Source organism: Burkholderia orbicola (genome assembly GCF_900100915.1).
In the GTDB taxonomy this organism is placed as follows: Bacteria; Pseudomonadota; Gammaproteobacteria; order Burkholderiales; family Burkholderiaceae; genus Burkholderia; species Burkholderia orbicola.
In genome coordinates this window covers 1-17,717 of record NZ_FNKW01000003.1, presented here as the reverse complement: position 1 = coordinate 17,717, position 17,717 = coordinate 1, and the positions used below count along the sequence as shown (strand labels likewise).

15 protein-coding genes are annotated in these 17,717 nt (G+C 64.4%); 9 read left to right on the top strand and 6 right to left on the bottom strand.

Annotated elements, in window-relative coordinates:
• Positions 1-30 precede the first annotated feature (30 nt).
• The 5 genes from BLS50_RS29970 (at position 31) to BLS50_RS29950 (ending at position 4,732) form a co-directional block, all read left to right on the top strand.
• Complete coding sequence (locus BLS50_RS29970; protein ID WP_074806898.1) at positions 31-1,701, top strand: GMC family oxidoreductase; 1,671 nt, start codon at positions 31-33, stop codon at positions 1,699-1,701.
• Positions 1,698-2,639 (top strand): sugar phosphate isomerase/epimerase family protein, encoded by a 942-nt coding sequence (locus tag BLS50_RS29965; RefSeq protein WP_256334241.1) that lies wholly within the window; start codon positions 1,698-1,700, stop codon positions 2,637-2,639. Before BLS50_RS29970 ends, BLS50_RS29965 begins: the two co-directional genes overlap by 4 nt.
• 247 nt (positions 2,640-2,886) lie before the next feature.
• Positions 2,887-3,717 (top strand): alpha/beta fold hydrolase, encoded by an 831-nt coding sequence (locus BLS50_RS29960; protein WP_074806893.1) that lies wholly within the window; start codon positions 2,887-2,889, stop codon positions 3,715-3,717.
• A 50-nt stretch (positions 3,718-3,767) separates the two neighbouring features.
• On the top strand, positions 3,768-4,412 hold the full coding sequence (locus BLS50_RS29955) for an FMN-dependent NADH-azoreductase (protein WP_074806890.1): 645 nt from the start codon (positions 3,768-3,770) through the stop codon (positions 4,410-4,412).
• 11 nt (positions 4,413-4,423) lie between these two features.
• Positions 4,424-4,732, top strand: a complete 309-nt coding sequence (locus BLS50_RS29950) for a YciI family protein (protein ID WP_074806887.1) — start codon at positions 4,424-4,426, stop codon at positions 4,730-4,732.
• Between the two features lie 70 nt (positions 4,733-4,802).
• Here the strand turns inward: BLS50_RS29950 and BLS50_RS29945 are convergent, their stop codons facing one another.
• The 3 genes from BLS50_RS29945 to BLS50_RS29935 all read right to left on the bottom strand — a co-directional run bounded on the left by BLS50_RS29945 (position 4,803) and on the right by BLS50_RS29935 (position 8,136).
• Entirely contained in the window at positions 4,803-5,960 is a 1,158-nt protein-coding gene (locus BLS50_RS29945; RefSeq protein ID WP_074806884.1) for an MFS transporter, read from the bottom strand.
• Positions 5,961-6,072: 112 nt separating this feature from the next.
• A complete protein-coding gene (locus BLS50_RS29940; RefSeq protein WP_074806882.1) occupies positions 6,073-7,086 on the bottom strand; it encodes a glycoside hydrolase family 3 N-terminal domain-containing protein in 1,014 nt (337 codons plus the stop codon).
• Between the two features lie 9 nt (positions 7,087-7,095).
• Positions 7,096-8,136, bottom strand: a complete 1,041-nt coding sequence (locus BLS50_RS29935) for a glycoside hydrolase family 3 N-terminal domain-containing protein (RefSeq protein WP_074806879.1) — start codon at positions 8,134-8,136, stop codon at positions 7,096-7,098.
• A gap of 433 nt (positions 8,137-8,569) precedes the next feature.
• On the opposite strand from BLS50_RS29935, the gene BLS50_RS29930 reads away from it, so the two are divergent.
• On the top strand, positions 8,570-9,847 hold the full coding sequence (locus BLS50_RS29930; RefSeq protein ID WP_080486949.1) for an ABC transporter substrate-binding protein: 1,278 nt from the start codon (positions 8,570-8,572) through the stop codon (positions 9,845-9,847).
• 67 nt (positions 9,848-9,914) lie between these two features.
• Here BLS50_RS29930 and BLS50_RS29925 read toward each other — a convergent pair whose 3' ends face one another.
• Both BLS50_RS29925 and hisD read right to left on the bottom strand, forming a co-directional pair.
• Complete coding sequence (locus BLS50_RS29925; RefSeq protein ID WP_074806873.1) at positions 9,915-11,045, bottom strand: porin; 1,131 nt, start codon at positions 11,043-11,045, stop codon at positions 9,915-9,917.
• A 442-nt stretch (positions 11,046-11,487) separates the two neighbouring features.
• Positions 11,488-12,774 carry a histidinol dehydrogenase gene (hisD, locus tag BLS50_RS29920; RefSeq protein ID WP_074808609.1) on the bottom strand — a complete coding sequence of 429 codons (1,287 nt, stop codon included), beginning with the start codon at positions 12,772-12,774 and terminating at the stop codon, positions 11,488-11,490.
• Positions 12,775-13,123: 349 nt separating this feature from the next.
• Between hisD and BLS50_RS29915 the strand changes: the two genes are divergently transcribed.
• The 3 genes from BLS50_RS29915 to BLS50_RS29905 all read left to right on the top strand — a co-directional run bounded on the left by BLS50_RS29915 (position 13,124) and on the right by BLS50_RS29905 (position 17,266).
• Positions 13,124-13,786, top strand: coding sequence for a ThuA domain-containing protein (locus BLS50_RS29915; protein WP_080486948.1), 663 nt, complete (start codon positions 13,124-13,126; stop codon positions 13,784-13,786).
• A 75-nt stretch (positions 13,787-13,861) separates the two neighbouring features.
• Positions 13,862-15,649: a thiamine pyrophosphate-binding protein gene (locus tag BLS50_RS29910; protein ID WP_074806867.1), complete on the top strand. Its 1,788-nt coding sequence runs from the start codon at positions 13,862-13,864 to the stop codon at positions 15,647-15,649.
• A gap of 12 nt (positions 15,650-15,661) precedes the next feature.
• Complete coding sequence (locus tag BLS50_RS29905; protein ID WP_074806865.1) at positions 15,662-17,266, top strand: GMC oxidoreductase; 1,605 nt, start codon at positions 15,662-15,664, stop codon at positions 17,264-17,266.
• A 39-nt stretch (positions 17,267-17,305) separates the two neighbouring features.
• Here BLS50_RS29905 and BLS50_RS29900 read toward each other — a convergent pair.
• On the bottom strand, positions 17,306-17,717 hold a 412-nt coding region (locus BLS50_RS29900), incomplete at its 5' end, for a substrate-binding domain-containing protein (RefSeq protein WP_176934348.1).

Below are 17,717 nucleotides of genomic sequence, written 5' to 3'. Positions count from 1 at the left end.
CGCCGCGTCGCTTTAGCGAGTACAAGGAAAATGACTCATCGAGACACCAAGTCGGTGGACTACATCGTTGTCGGCGGCGGATCGACCGGTTGCGTCATCGCCGGACGCCTCAGCGAAGACGAACGCTCGAGCGTCGCCCTTCTCGAGGAAGGGCCGCGAGACCGCAGCCCCTATATTCATATCCCCGGCGCCTACTACAAGACTGCGCAAGGCCCGCTCCTCAAGCGCATCCCGTGGCATCCGGCCCAAGGCCACGCCCGCCCCGCAATGCCGACGATGGTCCAGGCCAGCGTGCTTGGCGGTGGAAGTTCCGTGAACGCGATGATCTACATCCGTGGCGTCCCGTCGGACTACGACCAGTGGCGAGATTCCGGCGCGACCGGCTGGGGCTTCGATGACGTCCTGCCCTACTTCAAACGCTCGGAAGACAACGAGCGCTTCTGCAACGACGTCCACGGCACCGGCGGCCCGCTGCGCGTGTCCGACATCCCGCATATTCATCCGTTGACCAAGGCATGGCTCAAGGCCTGCCAGCAATCCGGCTTGCCGTACAACGAGGATTTCAATAGCGGGCATCCGGCCGGCTGCGGCCTTTATCAGATCACCGCACGCGATGGCCGTCGCAGCAGCGCTGCCATCGCCTACATTCATCCGGCGCTGAATCGCCCCAACCTGACGGTCCGTACCGGCGTGCGGGTCACGCGAATTCTGATCGAAAAAGGCCGTGCAGTCGGTGTCGAATTCCGGCGAAACGGGCGCATCGAGCAGATGCGGGCGAATCGCGAAGTCATCGTTTCGGCGGGTGCGCTCAGTACCCCGAAGCTGCTGATGCTGTCCGGGATCGGACCGTCCGCGGCGTTGCAAAGACATGGAATTGCCGTCGAACAGGACCTCCCCGGCGTGGGCCGGAATCTTCAGGACCACATCGAAATTTCGCTCGTCTACCAGTTGAACGGACCGTATAGCTACGACAAATACAAGAAGCCGCACTGGAAGGCGCTGGCGGGGCTGAACTATCTGTTGTTCAGGAACGGGCCGGCCGCGTCCAACCTGATCGAGGGCGGCGCGTTCTGGTGGGGCGACAAGGAAGCCTTGACGCCCGACATTCAATATTTCCTCGTGGTCGGCGCCGGAATCGAAGAAGGCGTCGACAGCGTGCCGGGAGGCAACGGCTGCACCATCAATCTCGGACAGATCCGTCCTCGCTCGCGCGGCTTCGTCGAGCTGTCGAGCCCCGATCCGATGGATGTCCCGCGAGTGTTCCCCGAGTACTTCAGCGATCCGTACGACCTCGAAGCGGTGGTCGACGGTTGCGAAAAGGCAATCGACATCATGGGACAGCCCGCGATCGGCAAATACATCGCGCAACGGATCGTACCGGGCAAACAGGCAGCCAGTCGCGACGAACTGAGGAAATTTGTCCAGCAGGAGGCGCACGCCGCGCTTCACCCTTGCGGAACTTGCCGCATGGGCACCGATAGCGACTCCGTGGTGGACCCTTCGCTACGCGTACACGGTATCGACGGACTGAGAGTGGCGGACGCGTCGATCATGCCGAACATCATTTCGGGCAATCTCAACGCCGTCTGCATCATGATCGGCGAAAAGGCAGCGGACCTCATCCTGGGCAAGGCGCCGCTGACGAGTATTGGGCACGCATCCGTTCCGATCGATTCCGAAGCGTCTCAAGTCACTTCGTGATCCTGCGCTCGAGCAGCGCAATCATTCCGTTCTCGACTGGACAATTGAACATGGCCGCACACGGCAAGGCAAATGCCTTGATCTTTCATACCACTGTCTCGAGATTTTCCAACCTGGTCACCGACCTCGACACGATCGCCGCAATCGGGTTCGACGGCATCGAGCTGGGTGCGGACAAGCTGGAAGCGTACCTCGCGTCGGGCTACGGCGCCGACGACTTGAAAGCGCTGCTCGAAGACGTCTATGTCCCCGGAATGGGATTCCTGACCGATATCGAGCGGCAGGGTCGGCAAGCATCGGAGATGTACGCGCGTGCCGACGCGTTGTTCGAACTGGCAACGCTGTCCGGCGCGCAAGGCGTGCAGGTACTGACCGGGCCGGTCGACATTCGGTCGGTCGTCGAATGGACGCACACCGGGAGGACGCACCGTTACGCCGGCGTACTCGGCCTGCCGCACGCGCGGCAGATCGCGGTCACCGCGAAAAATCTCGCTCGTCTGGCCGACATGGCCGCCGAGCGCGGCCTGGTGCTGTACCTGGAAGCGCTGTCGTGGGCGCCTGTCAGCGGCATCGACAAATCGATCCAGCTGATCGATGCGGCCGGTCGGGACAACGTGAAAATCGTCATCGACTACTGGCACTGCCACACGTCCGGCGTGACGCCCGACGACATCGCGAAGCTGGACGCGCGCCTCATTCACGGCGTCCATGTGTGTGATTCGCTCCCTTTCCCCGGCGGGATTCCGGACGAACAGGTGCTCCGCGACGTACCGACCGGAGAAGGTGTCATCGACCTGCAGCAATGGACCGATGCGGTCAAGGCAACCGGCTATCGGGGATGGTGGAGTTGCGAGTTGTTCTGCAGAAAGCAGCAGCAACAGAACGCCGCAACCGTTGCCGCACAGCTCAAGCGCCTGCTGGCGCGCCTCGTCGCGTAACCGCCCCACGTGGCGCCCGCCACGCGCCACTCGCCGTCCAATCGCGGGCCCCGTATCGTCCCGTTTGGTCGGTCGCGCCCGTCAGTGCTGCGTTCGACTCCGACGTCGATCGCACGCGCCTGCACCCTCATCGACGGTGCCCCGGGTGGCGAACTTTGCATGAACAATGTCCGGTCTGCCCTCTGCAATTGTCGACAAGGGCCGTATAAATTTGGCCCATGTCTGCAATTATCGGAGCGCCTGCCTCATGCCATTCCCGCCTCGTCCGGGCCGTCCGCATTTCCTTCCGACGCGACAGGGCCGCTGCCCGGTCAGCCGGTTCGGCCGACTGCTCGCGGCCGTCGCGTTCATGGTGACGTTCGCAAGCGGTCACACGATCGCGGCCGCAGCGCCGGCGGTGCGCAACATCGTGCTCGTCCACGGCGCGTTCGTCGACGGGTCGAGTTGGCAGCCGGTCATCACCAGATTGCAGCACATGGGCTACCACGTGACGGCCGTGCAGAATCCGCTCACGTCCCTCGACGATGACGTTGCTGCGACCGAGAACGTGCTGCGTCGGCAAACCGGAGACGTGCTGCTGGTCGGCCATTCGTGGGCCGGCGCGGTGATCACGCAAGCCGGCAATGCCGCCAATGTGAAGGGCCTTGTTTACCTGTCGGCGCTGGCTCCGGATGACGGCGAGTCGGTCGACGACCTGCTGCGCAGCGTCGGCGCACCGATGACGGGCCTGTCGCCGGACGCGCGGGGCCTGATATGGCTGGACGATGCCCGCCAGTTCCAGCGTGTCATGGCGGGAGATCTTCCTTTTGAACGGGTCAACGCGCTGACCTCGGCCCAACAGCCGATCGCGGCGGCCTGTTTCGCCGGCAAGGTGCGGCATGCGGCCTGGCATGACAAGCCCCGTTGGTACCTGCGAACGACCGACGACAGCGCGCTCGAGGCGACCGTGCAGCAGGCCATCGCGCAGCGGATGGGGGCAACGGTCACGACCATTCGCTCCAGTCACCTGTCGATGCTGTCTCACCCCGACGATGTCGCGAGACTGATCGACCGGGCCGCACGAACGGTTCATCCATGACGCCCTTCGGATTTCGAAGCAATTTGTCTTTCCCTCACTGCGAGACTGAAATGAAGCTCCTGCATCTCGATTCCAGCATTCTGGACGGCAACTCCATCACGCGAACGCTGTCCGCTGCCGTCGTAGCCGATTTGCGCGCACGACACCCGTCGGCCGAAGTGACCTACCGCGATCTCGTCCGCGACGAAATTGCCCACCTGACCGGACCGATCGCTGCCGGGTTCCGTGACGTCGCGACAGACGCATTCGACGACGATGCGATCCGCGAGCATCAGGTTTCCGACACCCTCGTGACGGAGTTTCTGGCCAGCGACGTCATCGTCATCGGCTCGCCGATGTACAACTTCTCGGTACCGAGTCAGTTGAAAGCCTGGCTGGATCGCATTGCGCAGGCCGGACGAACCTTTCGATACACCGAGCATGGCCCGATGGGCCTGGCCAGCGGCAAATGCGTCATCGTCGCCTCCGCACGCGGCGGGTTTTATGCGGAAGGACCTCTGGCTGGCATGGACTTCCAGGAAAACTATCTCCATCGTTTCTTCGGCTTCCTGGGTGTAACCGATGTCCGGTTCGTCCGTGCCGAGGGGGCATCGAAAGGCCAGCGGGTGCGGGACGAAGGTATCGCGCTCGCCAGGGCCGCCATCGCCGACGTACTCGCCGGCGTACCGGCGCCGGATGCAAGGCCCGTCAAGTAACAGGAGTCCTCATGTTGTTTGCGATCAAGCTCGATTACATCCGTCCGACGCAAGAGGTTCACGCTCACCTGGAGTCCCACAAGGCGTGGCTCGTCAAACACGTTCAGGCGGGAAGCATCCTGTTCGCGGGGCCGCTGCAGGGAGAGGCCGCCGGTTTTTTACTCGCGTATGCGGACCACCGGCGCGATGTCGAGCAGATGATCGCGGAAGACCCGTTCGATATTCTCGGGTTGGCGACCTTCGACATTCAATGCTGTGAACCCGCGCTGCGTGCAAACGCCTTTCCTGCGCACTGGGCAGGAGGCGCCCGGCCGGTCTGACTTCCGTCGCGTCACGTCGAGCAGCCCTCCCCGCAACAATCCGGAATCGTCGCGAAACAAGCCCGGCCGTTCACGCGGCCGGCCGAACACGCGCCGCTCGCGGATGCGTGACGAAGCCGGCGCAACATGGAATCAGGCAAACCAGGCCGGCCAACAGCCAGAACGCGGTCGACAACCCTGCTTGACCGGCGACGAAGCCGATGCTGGCCGGGCCAACGAGATTGCCCGCATAGCCGGTCATCGTGATCGCCACGACGGCGAGCGACGGCGACATCGCGCGTTGAGCCCCGGCTCGGCGAAACATGATCGGCACGACATTCGATGCGCCCAGCCCGATCAACAGGAAACCCGCCAATGCTACCGGCGCGATCGGCGCGACGAGCAGAACGACCAGCCCCGCCGCGGCGACCGATCCGCCCCAGAACATCATCGACCGGTCGCCGATGCGCGTGGTCAACGTGTCGCCACTCAACCGACCAGCCATCATCGCGATCGAGAACAGCATGTAGCCGAGCCCGCCCTGCGTGGCGGGAACCAGCCCTTTACCGGAAATGAACAACGCGCCCCAGTTGAGCAGCACGCCGTCGAGCAGGAATGAAATGGCCACCAGGCCCGCCAGCAACAGCACGATGCCGCGCGGCACCGCAAAAAGCGGGCCGCCCCGTCTTCGCGGCGTTTCGATCAGATGGCGCCGTGCAATCAGGATTCCGGCGAACATCAGCGCCGAGCACAGCAACATACTCGCGAACACGCCTGTATGCGCGGCCAGCAGAAAGGTCGCCAATGCCGAGCCGCCGAAGCCGCCCATGCTGTACTGAGCATGAAACCCCGACATCAGCGGCCGCCCTTCCACGCGCTCGACCTCGACCGCGTTGATGTTCATCGCGACATCCAGCGAACCGAGCGCCGCACCGAATCCGAACAGCGCAACGCCCAACGTGGCGGCGTCGTGCGCGATCGCCAGAAGCGGCAGGATCACGGCCAGCCCGACGCCACCGCCGAAAACGATCGGCTTGCTGCCGAACCGGGTACCGAGTGTGCCCGTCAACATCATGCCGATCACGGAGCCTGCGCCGACACACAGCAGCAAGGCGCCGAGTGTCGCCTCGTCGATGGCCGCGCGCTGTTTGACGAACGGAACGAGCGACGCCCAGCACGCCGCGCCGAATCCGGCCACGAAGAATGCGATGCGTGTTGCGACCCGGGCCGCCGGTCGATATGAAGTCATGCCATGACACGCGTAAACGGTTGAATCGCGGGCGGCCCGCCGACATCGACGCCCACCTGCCGGTATCGGCGTGAAGACGGGATGCGGCGCGAGCGTACGGCCATCCCGGCATTCATGCAGGCCGTCTCCCGGCTGCGGCGCTCACGCTGTCGCAGGCTGCCTGCAGGCGGCTCGCGTCCAGTCGACCGTCCGCTACCGCGCGTACGATTGCTTCGGTTACCTCACCGATGCGCGGCACCGCATTGGGCGACAGCAGCAGCAAATCCGCGCCGGCCGCCAGCGCGGCGACAGCCACGTCACCGAGTGCACGGTCGCCCTGGGTCGCCCGGTGATCGAGGTCGCAGGTCATCACCAGGCCGGAAAAACCCAGCTCCACGCGCAGGGCCGAAATCAGTTCGCGCGACAGCGAAGCCGCCACCGCCGGCTGAACCGCGTGGAAACGGGCCGGCCCCATCATCACCGCGTCGACACCCTCGTCAATCCCCGCTTCGAACGGCGCCCAAAGCGATCTCAATTCGGCGAGCGAAAGCGGCACGGTGGCATCGCTCGTGGCCGGGTGGCCCACCAGGTCGGGATGCCCGGGAAAATGTTTGAGCGTGGTCTGCAGACCGGCGCGACGAACGCCGCGCACGTACGCACGGACCATCGCCGCCGCCAGAACCGGACCGTCGGCCAGCGTCCTGCCACTCAGCCACAGGTTGCGCCCCGTCACGACATCGGCGGTCGGTGACAGCACCAGATTGATCCCGGCTTGCGCGACCCCTTTGGCCATTTCAAAGCAGACATCCTCCAGCTCGCGTGGCGGCATCCGTTGTGCATCGTCCCGGCCCGGCAACGGCGGCGTCAGCCATTGCAGCCGATGGACGGCGGCGATGTCCGCATCGGCCGCGAGCAGCACGTGCCCCGCACGCGCGGTCGCCTGTTCGACCGTGCCGTGCCACGCATCGAGCGTTTCGCGACGCCGGCGCTCTGCATTCATCTGGCCGGACACATATTCCTCGCCGGTCTCGCCGAACAGCAGGCTCTTTCCGCCGTTATCGAGAAACCGGCCGATGTGGTCGTCGAGTTCGAGTGTCACGAGCACCGGAAACAACACGGCATGGGCTTGGCGCAAAAGTTCGCTCATCGATTCGCCTCACGCGCGCTCGTTGCGGCCGGTGATCTGCACGCCATCCAGTTCCCGTGCGAGCGCGCGCACGCGGTTGGCCGCCTGCGCCAGCCGCGACGCGTCGAGCGCGCCGCTCCTGACGGCTTCGACGATCGTGCCGGCAATGCGGTCGAGCCCGGCTTCGCTCGACAGGAGCAGCAGATCGGCACCGGCATCCAGCGCGGCGACGGCCGTGGCCTCGATGCTTCTGCCGCGCAAGATGCCAGGCGCATCCAGATCGTCGGAAATGATGAGCCCGTGAAACGAGAATTCGTGACGCAGCATCGAAAGCGTATCGCGCGACGTGCTCGATGGATGCTCGACATCGATGGCAGGCACCAGCGCAGGCCCCGCCATGACCGCCTTGACGCCGCCGGCGATCAATGCCCGAAACACGTCGAGTGTCGGCGCGAGCTCGGCGAGCCCGCCGCCCACGACCGCCTCGTCGAGCGCCGGATCGAGCGCCGTGATCGGATGCCCGGGGAAATGCTTGGCGGTTGCCGCGACGCCCGCCGATTGCACGCCCTGCACGAACGCGTGCGCAATGCGTAGTACATCGGCGGCATCGGCGCCGAGATGCCGCCCGTCGAGCCAGGGATTCGCGCCCACCACGACATCGGCGATCGGCGACAGAAACAGGTTGACGCCCAGTTCGCGCGCCGCCGCGGCGACCGCGGCGGATCTTTCAACGATCGTCTCGGTGCCGGCGCGCAAGGCGTCGTCGAGCGACGGCAGCGCGGGCACGAGCGCATGCAGTCGTTGTATTCCGCCGAGTTCCTGATCGACGGCCACCAGCACTCCCGACCCTGCCCGCCTCCGGGTCGATTCGACGACATCCCTGAAGTGCGCGGCGGTCTCTTCCGTGCGGCGCTGCACGCTCATCGCGCGTCCGACGTACTCGTCACGCGTCTCGCCCAGCAGTACCGACACGCCGCCCCGGTCGAGATATCGGCACACGTCGTCGCTGAGCGTCAGGCCCGCGAATGCCGGCAACAGAACCGCGTAAGCGTCTCGATCGTAATCGTTCACAGCAGGACTCCCCTGTATAAGGTGCAAATTTCGCCACGACGGCCGCCAAGCCCGCCCGAATCCACGCGATGCAGTGGGTGCACCTGGCGGTTTCCACCTGCAAGACGCTCGGCGAATTGCATGCCGGCATGCTCTCCATAGAAAAATGTCGCGACAAGTTCGCGACTCGCGTTTTTGCGACGCACAGCGAAGCAGATCGGGCGTCGGTCCGCGCATCCTCGCGTGCGCGCGGTTTTGACCCGCGTCGACCGACTGCCGCGAGATACCCCGACATACCCGATTGCTCCGCCCGGTAGCGTCATCGTGCGTCTCGAAACGGACGATCGCGAAATTGCGTACGTCAATTTGCCTTCCGATACTCGCCGGGCGCTCGTGCATAGCGACGCACGAGCGGGAACCGGCGTAGGTCGATGTCATCTGAGGAGATTGGATTGTGAAGGCAAAAACAAGATTGCGGCGTATTTCGGCACGGGCGGTCGCATCGACCGTCGCGGGCTTTTCGATGGTCGGCATGGCCGGTGCGCAAGCGCAAACGGTCGAGGTCGTTCATCAATGGACCTCCAGCAGTGAAGCCTACGCGCTCCAGGCGCTCAAGGATGCGTTGCAGAAGAAGGGCATCGGCTGGAAAGACAGCGCGATCGCCGGCAACGACGGCGCCAATCAACAACAGGCATTGCAGGCGCGGCTGGCGGCAGGGAGCGCGCCGGCAGCGGCGCAGGCCCAGCCGCAGCTGCTTTTTTCGTATGCCGAACAAAACGAGCTCACGAATCTCGACAGCCTCGCGAAGGCCGGCAACTGGGACAAGCTGATCGCGCCCGAGCTGATTCCGTACGTGAAATACAAGAACGACTGGTACGGCGTTCCGGTCAACGAGCACCGCGAGAACATGTTCTGGATCAACGCCAAGATCCTGCAGAAGTACGGCGGCAAAGCCCCGACCACCTGGGATGAATTCAACGCGCTGGCCGAGCGCATGAAGAAGGACGGCATCATCCCGGTCGCGCTGGGCGGCGAGGACTGGCAGGAAGCGGAGATCTTCAGCGATCTCGTCATCGGCATCGGCGGCCCCGCCTTTTACAAGAAGGCGATCATCGATCACGACCCCGCGACGATCCAGGGGCCCACCATGCTCAAGGTGTTCGACCAATTGCGCAAGATCATCGGCTTCGCTGATCCGAACCGCGCCGGTCGCGACTGGAACGTGGCGACGCAAATGGTCATCGACGGCAAGGCGGCGATGCAGATCCATGCGGACTGGGCCAAGGGCGAATTCCTCCGGGCGGGCAAGAAGCCGGGCATCGACTTCGTGTGCGCGGCGACGCCGGGAAGTGGTCACGCGTTCGTATGGGTCGTGGACACCATGACGTTCTTCAAACAGAAGAGTCCCGCTGCTGCCGCCAATCAGGCGACGCTCGCCAATCTGGCCATGAGCGCCGACGTGCAGGAGAACTTCAATCTGCGCAAAGGTTCGATCCCCGCGCGGCTTGATGTGCCGCAAGCGAAATTCGACGACTGCGCCAAGCTGAATTTCGCCGACCGAGCCGCGGCCGCCCAATCCGGCGCGGTCGTGCCGTCGTTCATCGAGAATGCCGCATTGGAGCGTGACGTTCGCGCATCGTTCGTCGATGTGATCACGCAATTCGTGAACACCCCGTCGATGACTTCCGCCACTGCCGTCAAGAAGCTGGCCGCCGCGGCGAAGAACAACTGACGTCGCCGGTGTCGTCCCGCTCCGTCCGGAGCGGGACCAGCCTGTCTGCCGGATTTCCCCGAATAGCTCAGAACTTGTGGCGCAGGCCGACGATTGCGACGATCTGCGAATTCGCGCCCGAGTTGACGTCGTAAGAGCCGATCACCGCTTGAGCGCTCCCCTGGCCATTGTCGCCGCTCGCATGCTGATAGCCGGCCGTCGCATAGACGTCGGTCCGTTTGCTCAGCAAATAGTCGACGCCGAGATTGACCTGCTGATAGGTCGCCGACGAATGGCCGCCCGAACGCGTGTAGTTGTAGCCGCCGATCACCTGGAACGTCGGCGTCGCCATCCAGCTCGCGAACACGGAGCCGTTCTGGAAGTGCTGCGAACCCGCGAACGTCGACGCGCCGTCCCACGTATAGCGCGTGTACGAGTACGCCGCGCCGGCCGTGACCGGCCCGACGACGTACTGTGCGCCGATCCGCCCGATATCGATGCCGCGGGCAGTGGCGTACGCCGCATTGACGGCGCTGTTGAAGAAACTGTCTGCGCTCGACGTGCCGCGTGCCGACGTCCTGGCGTTGCCGTTGTCCACGTGCAGGAACCCGCCCGCCACGCTGAGCGCGCCGCCGCTGTAGGCCGCCGCGGCCGACCAGCTTTGCCCGGAGCCCGTCGATCCCGCCACGCCGCCGAACGCATACATGGTCTCGACCGTGACACCGCCCCACGACGGGCTCGTCCACTTGACCGCACTATTGAAACGCGCGCTGTCGTCGTAATTGTCGATATCGCCCGGCGGCGCGAACAGGCCGCTGTACGAATCGGCGGTGATCGGCTGAACCAGATCGGTCACCGGATCGTATTGCCGACCGAGCGTGACCGTCCCGAAACGCGTGCTGCCCAGCCCGACGAACGCTTGCCGGCCGAACATGCGGCCGTCGTTCTGCAACTGACCCGAGCCGAGATCGAAGCCGTTCTCGAGCTGGAAGCTCGCTGACAAGCCTCCGCCAAGATCTTCGGTGCCCTTGAGCCCCCATTCGTTTCCGGACAGATTACCGGCCGACATCTTCCATTGCGACGCTTGTCCGCCGCTGTTGTGAATGTATGCGATACCGGTATCGACGATGCCGTAAAGCGTGACCGAGCTTTGCGCATGCGCGCCGGCCGCGTAGGCGGTAATCGACAGAGAGATCGCCGAGATGACTTTTCTTTTCATTTCACTTGTCCGTCCACGAAGTACACATCGATCAGAGCGGTATTGATGCGTCTCCCGCATACCGCTCCGCTTCTTTCCCGTCGTCAGGAGAACTATCCAGAGCGATGGGCGTACGGTAGGGAGGCCGTCATGCGACGGCTGATCGTCACCCCCTCCTGCCGTTTGACGACCGCCGCGTTTCCGGCCGGGCTGCCGTCCGACACGCGTTGTGTCGGACGAAAACCCGGTCACTGCCTCCTCACCCGCGACGCAGTATTGAAGTCCAATAAATACCGCTCAATTTCGCAAAGACACAATTTGTGTCGCACTACGACGCACTCGCATCCACGCCATGAAAAGGGCCTCCGCGCGCCGCGGAACCGCGCAAACCCGCTCGATTCGACGCAAAAAAAAACGGCACTCTTTCGAGTGCCGAATCGCTGCCCGACCTTGTGGCTCGATGTCAGTCCGCTCGCTTTCCGAAGCGGCGCACGCGGATATCGGCCTGTTCCTTGTGCCCCGCAAAGCCTTCCATTGCACACAGTCGCGAACAGTATTCGCCGAGCATGGCCGATGCTTCGTCGGTCAACACCCGCTGATAGGTGCAGGTCTTGATGAATTTGCCGACCCACAGCCCACCGGTATAGCGCGCGGCCTTCGTCGTCGGCAACGTATGGTTCGTGCCGATCACCTTGTCGCCGTACGACACGTTGGTACGGTCGCCAAGAAACAGCGCACCGTAGTTCGTCATGTGCTCGAGGAAATAGAGCGGATCGCGCGTCATGACCTGAACGTGCTCGGACGCGATCCGGTCGGCTTCTTCGACCATTTCGTCGACGGTGTCGCACAGGATGATCTCGCCATAGTCGCGCCACGCAACCGACGCGACGGCCGCTGTCGGCAACACCGCAAGCTGGCGCTCGATCTCCGCCGGCAGGCCGTCCGCGAGCCTGGCGGAATTCGTCAGGAACACGACCGGCGAATTCACGCCATGCTCGGCCTGGCCGAGCAGGTCGGCCGCAACGATCTCGACGTCCGACGAATCGTCGGCGATGACGAGCGTCTCCGTCGGGCCCGCGATCAGGTCGATCCCGATCTTGCCGAACAGCTGGCGCTTCGCTTCGGCCACGTAGGCATTGCCCGGGCCGACGATCATGTCGACCGGCTCGAACTGATCCGTACCGAGCGCCAATGCGGCAATCGCCTGCACGCCACCGACGCAGTAGATCTCGTCCGCGCCCGCGAGATGCATCGCCGTGACGATCGCCGGGTGCGGCTTGCCGTCGAACGGCGGCGCCACGGCCACCACACGCTTGACGCCGGCAACCTTGGCCGTGAGCACGCTCATATGAGCGGAAGCCAGCAACGGATACTTGCCGCCCGGGATATAGCAGCCGACCGAATTCACCGGAATGTTGCGGTGACCGAGCACCACGCCCGGCAGCGTCTCGACTTCGACGTCGCGCAATGCGTCCTTCTGCGCCAGGGCAAACCGGCGAACCTGCTGCTGCGCGAACTTGATGTCGTCCAGTTCGCGCTCCGACAGGGTCGCGACGCACGCGCTGATTTCCGCGTCCGTCAGCCGAAAGGATGCCGGGGTCCATTTGTCGAACCGCATCGAGTATTCGCGCACGGCAGCGTCCCCGTTGGCGGCGACGTCCGCGATGATCTGCTCGACCGTATCGCGCACCTGCTTCGCGATCTCGAGTTGCGCCTCCATCGGCTTGCTTTTCTTAAGATGCTGGATCACAAAAATCTCCAAGAGTGTTTCCCGACCATGCAGCGCGAAACCCGCGTTGCGACGGTGCACGATCCGAACGAGTTCGATCACACGAGCAAATTTTCGCGGGCCGAATTTGCCGACACAATTTCGCATCCGCGTCGAAGCTGACGCGACATGACGCACCGTGCTGACGCACCTGCCGACGCGCGTCCCTCCCGGCGTTTCGCCACGCCCGACCGACTGCCCGCGCGCCCGGATACCGTCTTCCGGCCCCCGCCGGCCGAGGGTTTTCTAGTGCTTGACATCGCCATTTTGGGCGCGCAGCATTTCGCCAACTTATACGTATAAGTTCCATTGAACAAGGAGTGAAGTCATCATGCGAGTTCTCCATCTGTACGGCGGCTGGCCGGGGCACTACCCGTATGAAGTCGCCGCATGGACGCGCGGGCTGTTCGACGAACTGGGCTGGGAGGTCGAAGGTTCGACCGACATCTTCACGCTCGATCGCGATCTGTCCGCCTTCGATCTGATCGTGATCGGCTGGAACAACGCCGTCACGACCGAGACGCTGACCGCGTCCCAGGAAAAGCATCTGCTGGACGCCATCGAGAACGGCACCGGCCTCGCCGCATGGCATGGCGCCGCCGCGGCGTTTCGCGCGAGTCTTCGCTATCACATGGTGCTCGGCGGGTCGTTCATCGAGCACCCTGCCGGCGAGGGCTATCCGCATCCGTACATGGTCAACGTGATCGATCACGACCATCCGGTCACGCGCGGCGTCGAGGACTTCGAAGTCCGTTCGGAGCAGTACTACATGCAGGTCGATCCGAACAACCACGTGCTGGCCGAAACCACCTTCGACGGCAAGCCGTTCCCGTGGCTGGCCGGCAATCGCAGCCCGGTCGCATGGGTCAGGCAGTGGGGACGCGGCCGCGTGTTCTACCACTCGATCGGCCACGACGTCGGCAACCTGTCCGACATCAACGTTCGCCGCCTCACGATGCAAGGCCTGCAATGGGCCGCGCGACCGGCTGCGTGACGCAGTCAAAGAAAGTCCGCGCGGGCCGACCGTCGTCGCGCGCGGGTGTCCTCAAATCCTAGTCAGGATAGAAAAATGGCAAAGCTTACCGGAAGTCAAATCGTCGCCCAGACGTTGAAGAACTACGGTGTCGAATACGTCGCCGGCATTCCCGGTCACGGCATCTGGACGCTGACGGACGCGTTCCTCGAGAAGGACTCGGAGATTCGCTTCATCCAGGTGTTTCACGAGCAAAGCGCGGTGCATCTGGCCGACGGCTACTACCGTGTGTCGGGCAAGCCGATGGCGGCAGTCACGTCGATCGGCGCCGGCGCGAGCAATACGGTCATCGGGATGGCAACGGCCTTCACCGATTCGACGAGCGTCATGCTCATCACCGGCGGGCCGCCCACGCACATGCGCGGTCACGGCCTGCTTCAGGAACTCGAACGCTACGTCGACAACGATTTCCCGAAGATCGCCGAAGCCGTGTCCAAGCGTCATTGGGTGGCCCAGCGCGTCGAGGAGTTGCCGTTCATCATGCATCGCGCATTCAGCTCGATGCTGACCGGCCGCCCCGGCCCGGTTCACGTCGAGATTCCGATGGACACGCAGGCCGAGGCCGCGGAAGTCACGCTGCACCAGCTCGAGGAACGCGTGCCGCTCGGCAAGGTGTATCCGGACCCCGTCGCCGTCGAAAAAGCGGCGGACGTGCTTCGGCAGGCCAGGCGCCCGGTGATGGTCATCGGCGGCGGCGTCATCACCGGCGAAGCGGCCGCGGAAGTGCTTGCGCTCGCCGAGAAGTGGCAGATTCCAGTCGTCACCACCTGGAACGGCAAGAGCGGCTTCCCCGAAGACCATGCGCTGTTCGCGGGCAGCGTCGGCCAAACCGGCACGATGTGCGGCAACAAGGTCGCATCGAGCGCGGACGTGATCATCGCGGTCGGCTGCCGTTTCACCGACTGGTCGTCGTCGAGCTACGCGAAAGGCGTCACGTTCTCGATTCCGCCCGGCAAGCTGATCCACATCGACATCGATCCGCACGAGATCGGCAAGAACTATCCGGTCGCCGTCGGCATCGTGGCCGACGCGAAGTACGCGCTCGCCCATATCGTCGAAGCGCTCGAAGGCGATGCGGCCGACCGCGGCGAATATCTGGCCGAGGTCGCCGCGCACAAGGCGGAATGGGAAGCCAAGCTGGCCACGCGCCGCGATTCCGACCGCTTCCCGTTCACGTCGCAACGGCCGCTGGGCGCGCTGCGCAAGATCTTCCCGCGCGACACCATTGTGGTGGTCGGCTCGGGCAATACCCAGGGCGCGGTCAAACAGACCTTCCCGGTCTACACGCCGCGTACCCACCTGACCTCCGGCGGCTTTTCGTCGATGGGCTGGGCGGTGCCCGCCGCCATCGGGGCGAAGCTCGCGAAGCCGGACAGCCCGGTGGTATGCATTCTCGGTGACGGCGACTTCCTGATGACGTCGCAGGAAATCGCGATTTGCGTCACCAACAATCTGCCGGTGATCTTCATCGTCCAGAACAACGCCGGGTATATGTCGATTCGCGGCGGCCAGCGCAAGCAGACGAGCCGTCATATCGGTACCGAGTTCAACTATCCGGACGGACGCCCGTATTCGCCCGACTTCGAGGCGGTCGGCAAGGCATTCGGTCTCAAGTCGTGGCGCGTCAACAGCAATGACGAACTCGAGCCGATCCTCCAGCAGGCGCTCGACAGCAACGCGCCGTGCCTGATCGAGATTCCGACGGATCGCGACGCGGCCGGCCCGTGGGTGCCGGGCTGGTGGGATTTCCCGATTCCCGCCTATATCGACGACGAGCGCCAGGAAGAGTACGCGCAGTTCCGCAACTCAGAGCAACATCTGTAAGGTAGTCAGCGCATGAGCGATGCAACGCATGTTCATCGTCCGGCGTCCGGTCCGTCCAGTTTCGCGCCGGTGCTCCGGCGCGAAATCCCGACGGTCGTGCCCGGCAGCGATGGAATCATTACCTGCGACGTGGTCATCGTGGGGTCCGGCATGGGCGGCTCGAGTTTCGCGCAAGGCATCGCAGGTCACGGCCTCGACGTGCTCGTCGTCGAGCGTGGTGATTTCCTGCCTCGTGAAATCCAGAACTGGCAGGCCGAAGCCGTATTTCGCGACGGACGCTACCGCAACGCGGAGTCGTGGGACGACGACGCCGGCAAGCCGTTTTCACCCGGCGTGTTCTACTACGTCGGCGGCAACACGAAGGTCTTCGGCGCAATGCTTCCACGGTTCAGGGAAGCCGATTTCAGCGCGATTCAACACGCCGAGGGAATTTCGCCCGCGTGGCCGATCACTTATGCCGACATGGAGCCGTACTACGCGGCTGCGGAGCGGCTTTACAACGTCCATGGCGCGGGCGGCCAGGACCCGACCGATCCGTGGCGCTCCGGCGACTATCCGTTTCCCGCGCTGGAACACGACCCCGCGTTGCGGCCGCTCGCCGCCGCGATGCGTGCGCAAGGCCTTCGTCCGTTCGTGATGCCGGCAGCCGTCAACTACGGACGCGAACGGCCGTGCGTGCTGTGCTCGACCTGCGACGGTTATCCCTGCCTCGTCGATGCGAAGGGCGATGCGGAAGTGTCCGTGCTGAGGCCGCTCGTCGGCAGCGGCGGCGCACGGCTGATGGTGCGCACCCGAATCGATCGTCTCGTCATGTCGGCCGACGGCACGCGCATCGAGGAGGCGCTCGGCGTTCGCGACGGGCAACCCGTTCGCATCCGCGCCAAGCGGTTCGTCCTTGCGTGCGGCGCGGTGAACTCGGCGGCCCTTCTGCTGCGATCGGCCGATCACGCGCATCCGGAAGGTATCGGCAACCGTTCGGGGATGCTCGGCCGCAACTATATGGTTCACAACAGCACGTTCATGCTCGCCGTCGATCCGCGTCGCGCCAACGACGTGCTGTTCCAGAAAACGCTCGCGGTCAACGACTGGTATTTGCGTTCCCCGCAGAACGCGTTTCCGCTCGGTAACGTGCAGATGCTCGGCAAGATCCGCGAGCCGATGGTGACGGGCATGTATCCGTGGCTGCCGAAGGCCGTTTCGCGCTACATGACCGATCACAGCGTCGATCTGTACCTGACCAGCGAGGACCTTCCCGATCCGGAGAATCGCGTCACGGTCGATCCGCAGTCGGGCCGCATCCGCATCAGGTGGCGTGCCAACAACCTGCGTGCACACCGGGCGCTCGTGAAGAAGACGGTCGCGATGATGCGGCGGGCCGGATATCCGCTCGTGTTGACCAAGCGCATGGGCATTGCGACCAACTCGCATCAATGCGGCACGGCCGTGATGGGCAACGACCCGGGCACGAGTGTGCTCGACACGAACTGCAGGCTTCACGACGTGGAAAACGCGTGGATCGTCGACAGTTCGTGGTTCCCGTCCTCCGCGGCGGTGAATCCGGCGCTCACGATCGCCGCGAATGCGCTTCGTGTGGCCAGGCAGTTCGTCGGTCACTGAAGCGACGCTTGCCCCTGCGCCGCGATACGCCGGCCGCGCTCATCTTGCCGCGGCCGGCGCCTGCGTCGTCGATCGCACCACCAGCTCCGTCGGCAGGAGCACCCTGGGCACGCGCGGCTTGCGGGCGGCGGGGCCACTCAGCAGTTCGCTGAGCAGTTGCGCGGCCTGGCGGCCTTTCTCGATCAGCGGCTGGCGGATGGTCGTGAGCCCGGCACCGGCTGCTTCCGGTATATCGTCGAAACCCGCCACGGACAGCCGATCGGGCACCGCCACCCCGCGTTCACGCGCCGCCTGCACGAGCGCGAGCGCCATCACGTCGGACGTCGCCGCCACTGCCGTGAGGCCCGTATGCTGCAGCATCTGTTCGGCCGCCCAGATGCCCGATGCACGATCGAAGCCGCCGGCCTCGACGATCAACAGGTCGTCGAAGCCGAGCCCCACCGCTTCGGCC

Bases quoted from the DNA above. Each gene is read 5' to 3' on its own strand.
- BLS50_RS29970 (WP_074806898.1), top strand. From the start codon at position 31: ATGACTCATCGAGACACCAAGTCGGTGGACTACATCGTTGTCGGCGGC.
- BLS50_RS29960 (WP_074806893.1), top strand. From the start codon at position 2,887: ATGCCATTCCCGCCTCGTCCGGGCCGTCCGCATTTCCTTCCGACGCGA.
- BLS50_RS29955 (WP_074806890.1), top strand. From the start codon at position 3,768: ATGAAGCTCCTGCATCTCGATTCCAGCATTCTGGACGGCAACTCCATC.
- BLS50_RS29950 (WP_074806887.1), top strand. From the start codon at position 4,424: ATGTTGTTTGCGATCAAGCTCGATTACATCCGTCCGACGCAAGAGGTT.
- BLS50_RS29945 (WP_074806884.1), bottom strand. From the start codon at position 5,960: ATGACTTCATATCGACCGGCGGCCCGGGTCGCAACACGCATCGCATTC.
- BLS50_RS29940 (WP_074806882.1), bottom strand. From the start codon at position 7,086: ATGAGCGAACTTTTGCGCCAAGCCCATGCCGTGTTGTTTCCGGTGCTC.
- BLS50_RS29925 (WP_074806873.1), bottom strand. From the start codon at position 11,045: ATGAAAAGAAAAGTCATCTCGGCGATCTCTCTGTCGATTACCGCCTAC.
- BLS50_RS29915 (WP_080486948.1), top strand. From the start codon at position 13,124: ATGCGAGTTCTCCATCTGTACGGCGGCTGGCCGGGGCACTACCCGTAT.
- BLS50_RS29910 (WP_074806867.1), top strand. From the start codon at position 13,862: ATGGCAAAGCTTACCGGAAGTCAAATCGTCGCCCAGACGTTGAAGAAC.
- BLS50_RS29905 (WP_074806865.1), top strand. From the start codon at position 15,662: ATGAGCGATGCAACGCATGTTCATCGTCCGGCGTCCGGTCCGTCCAGT.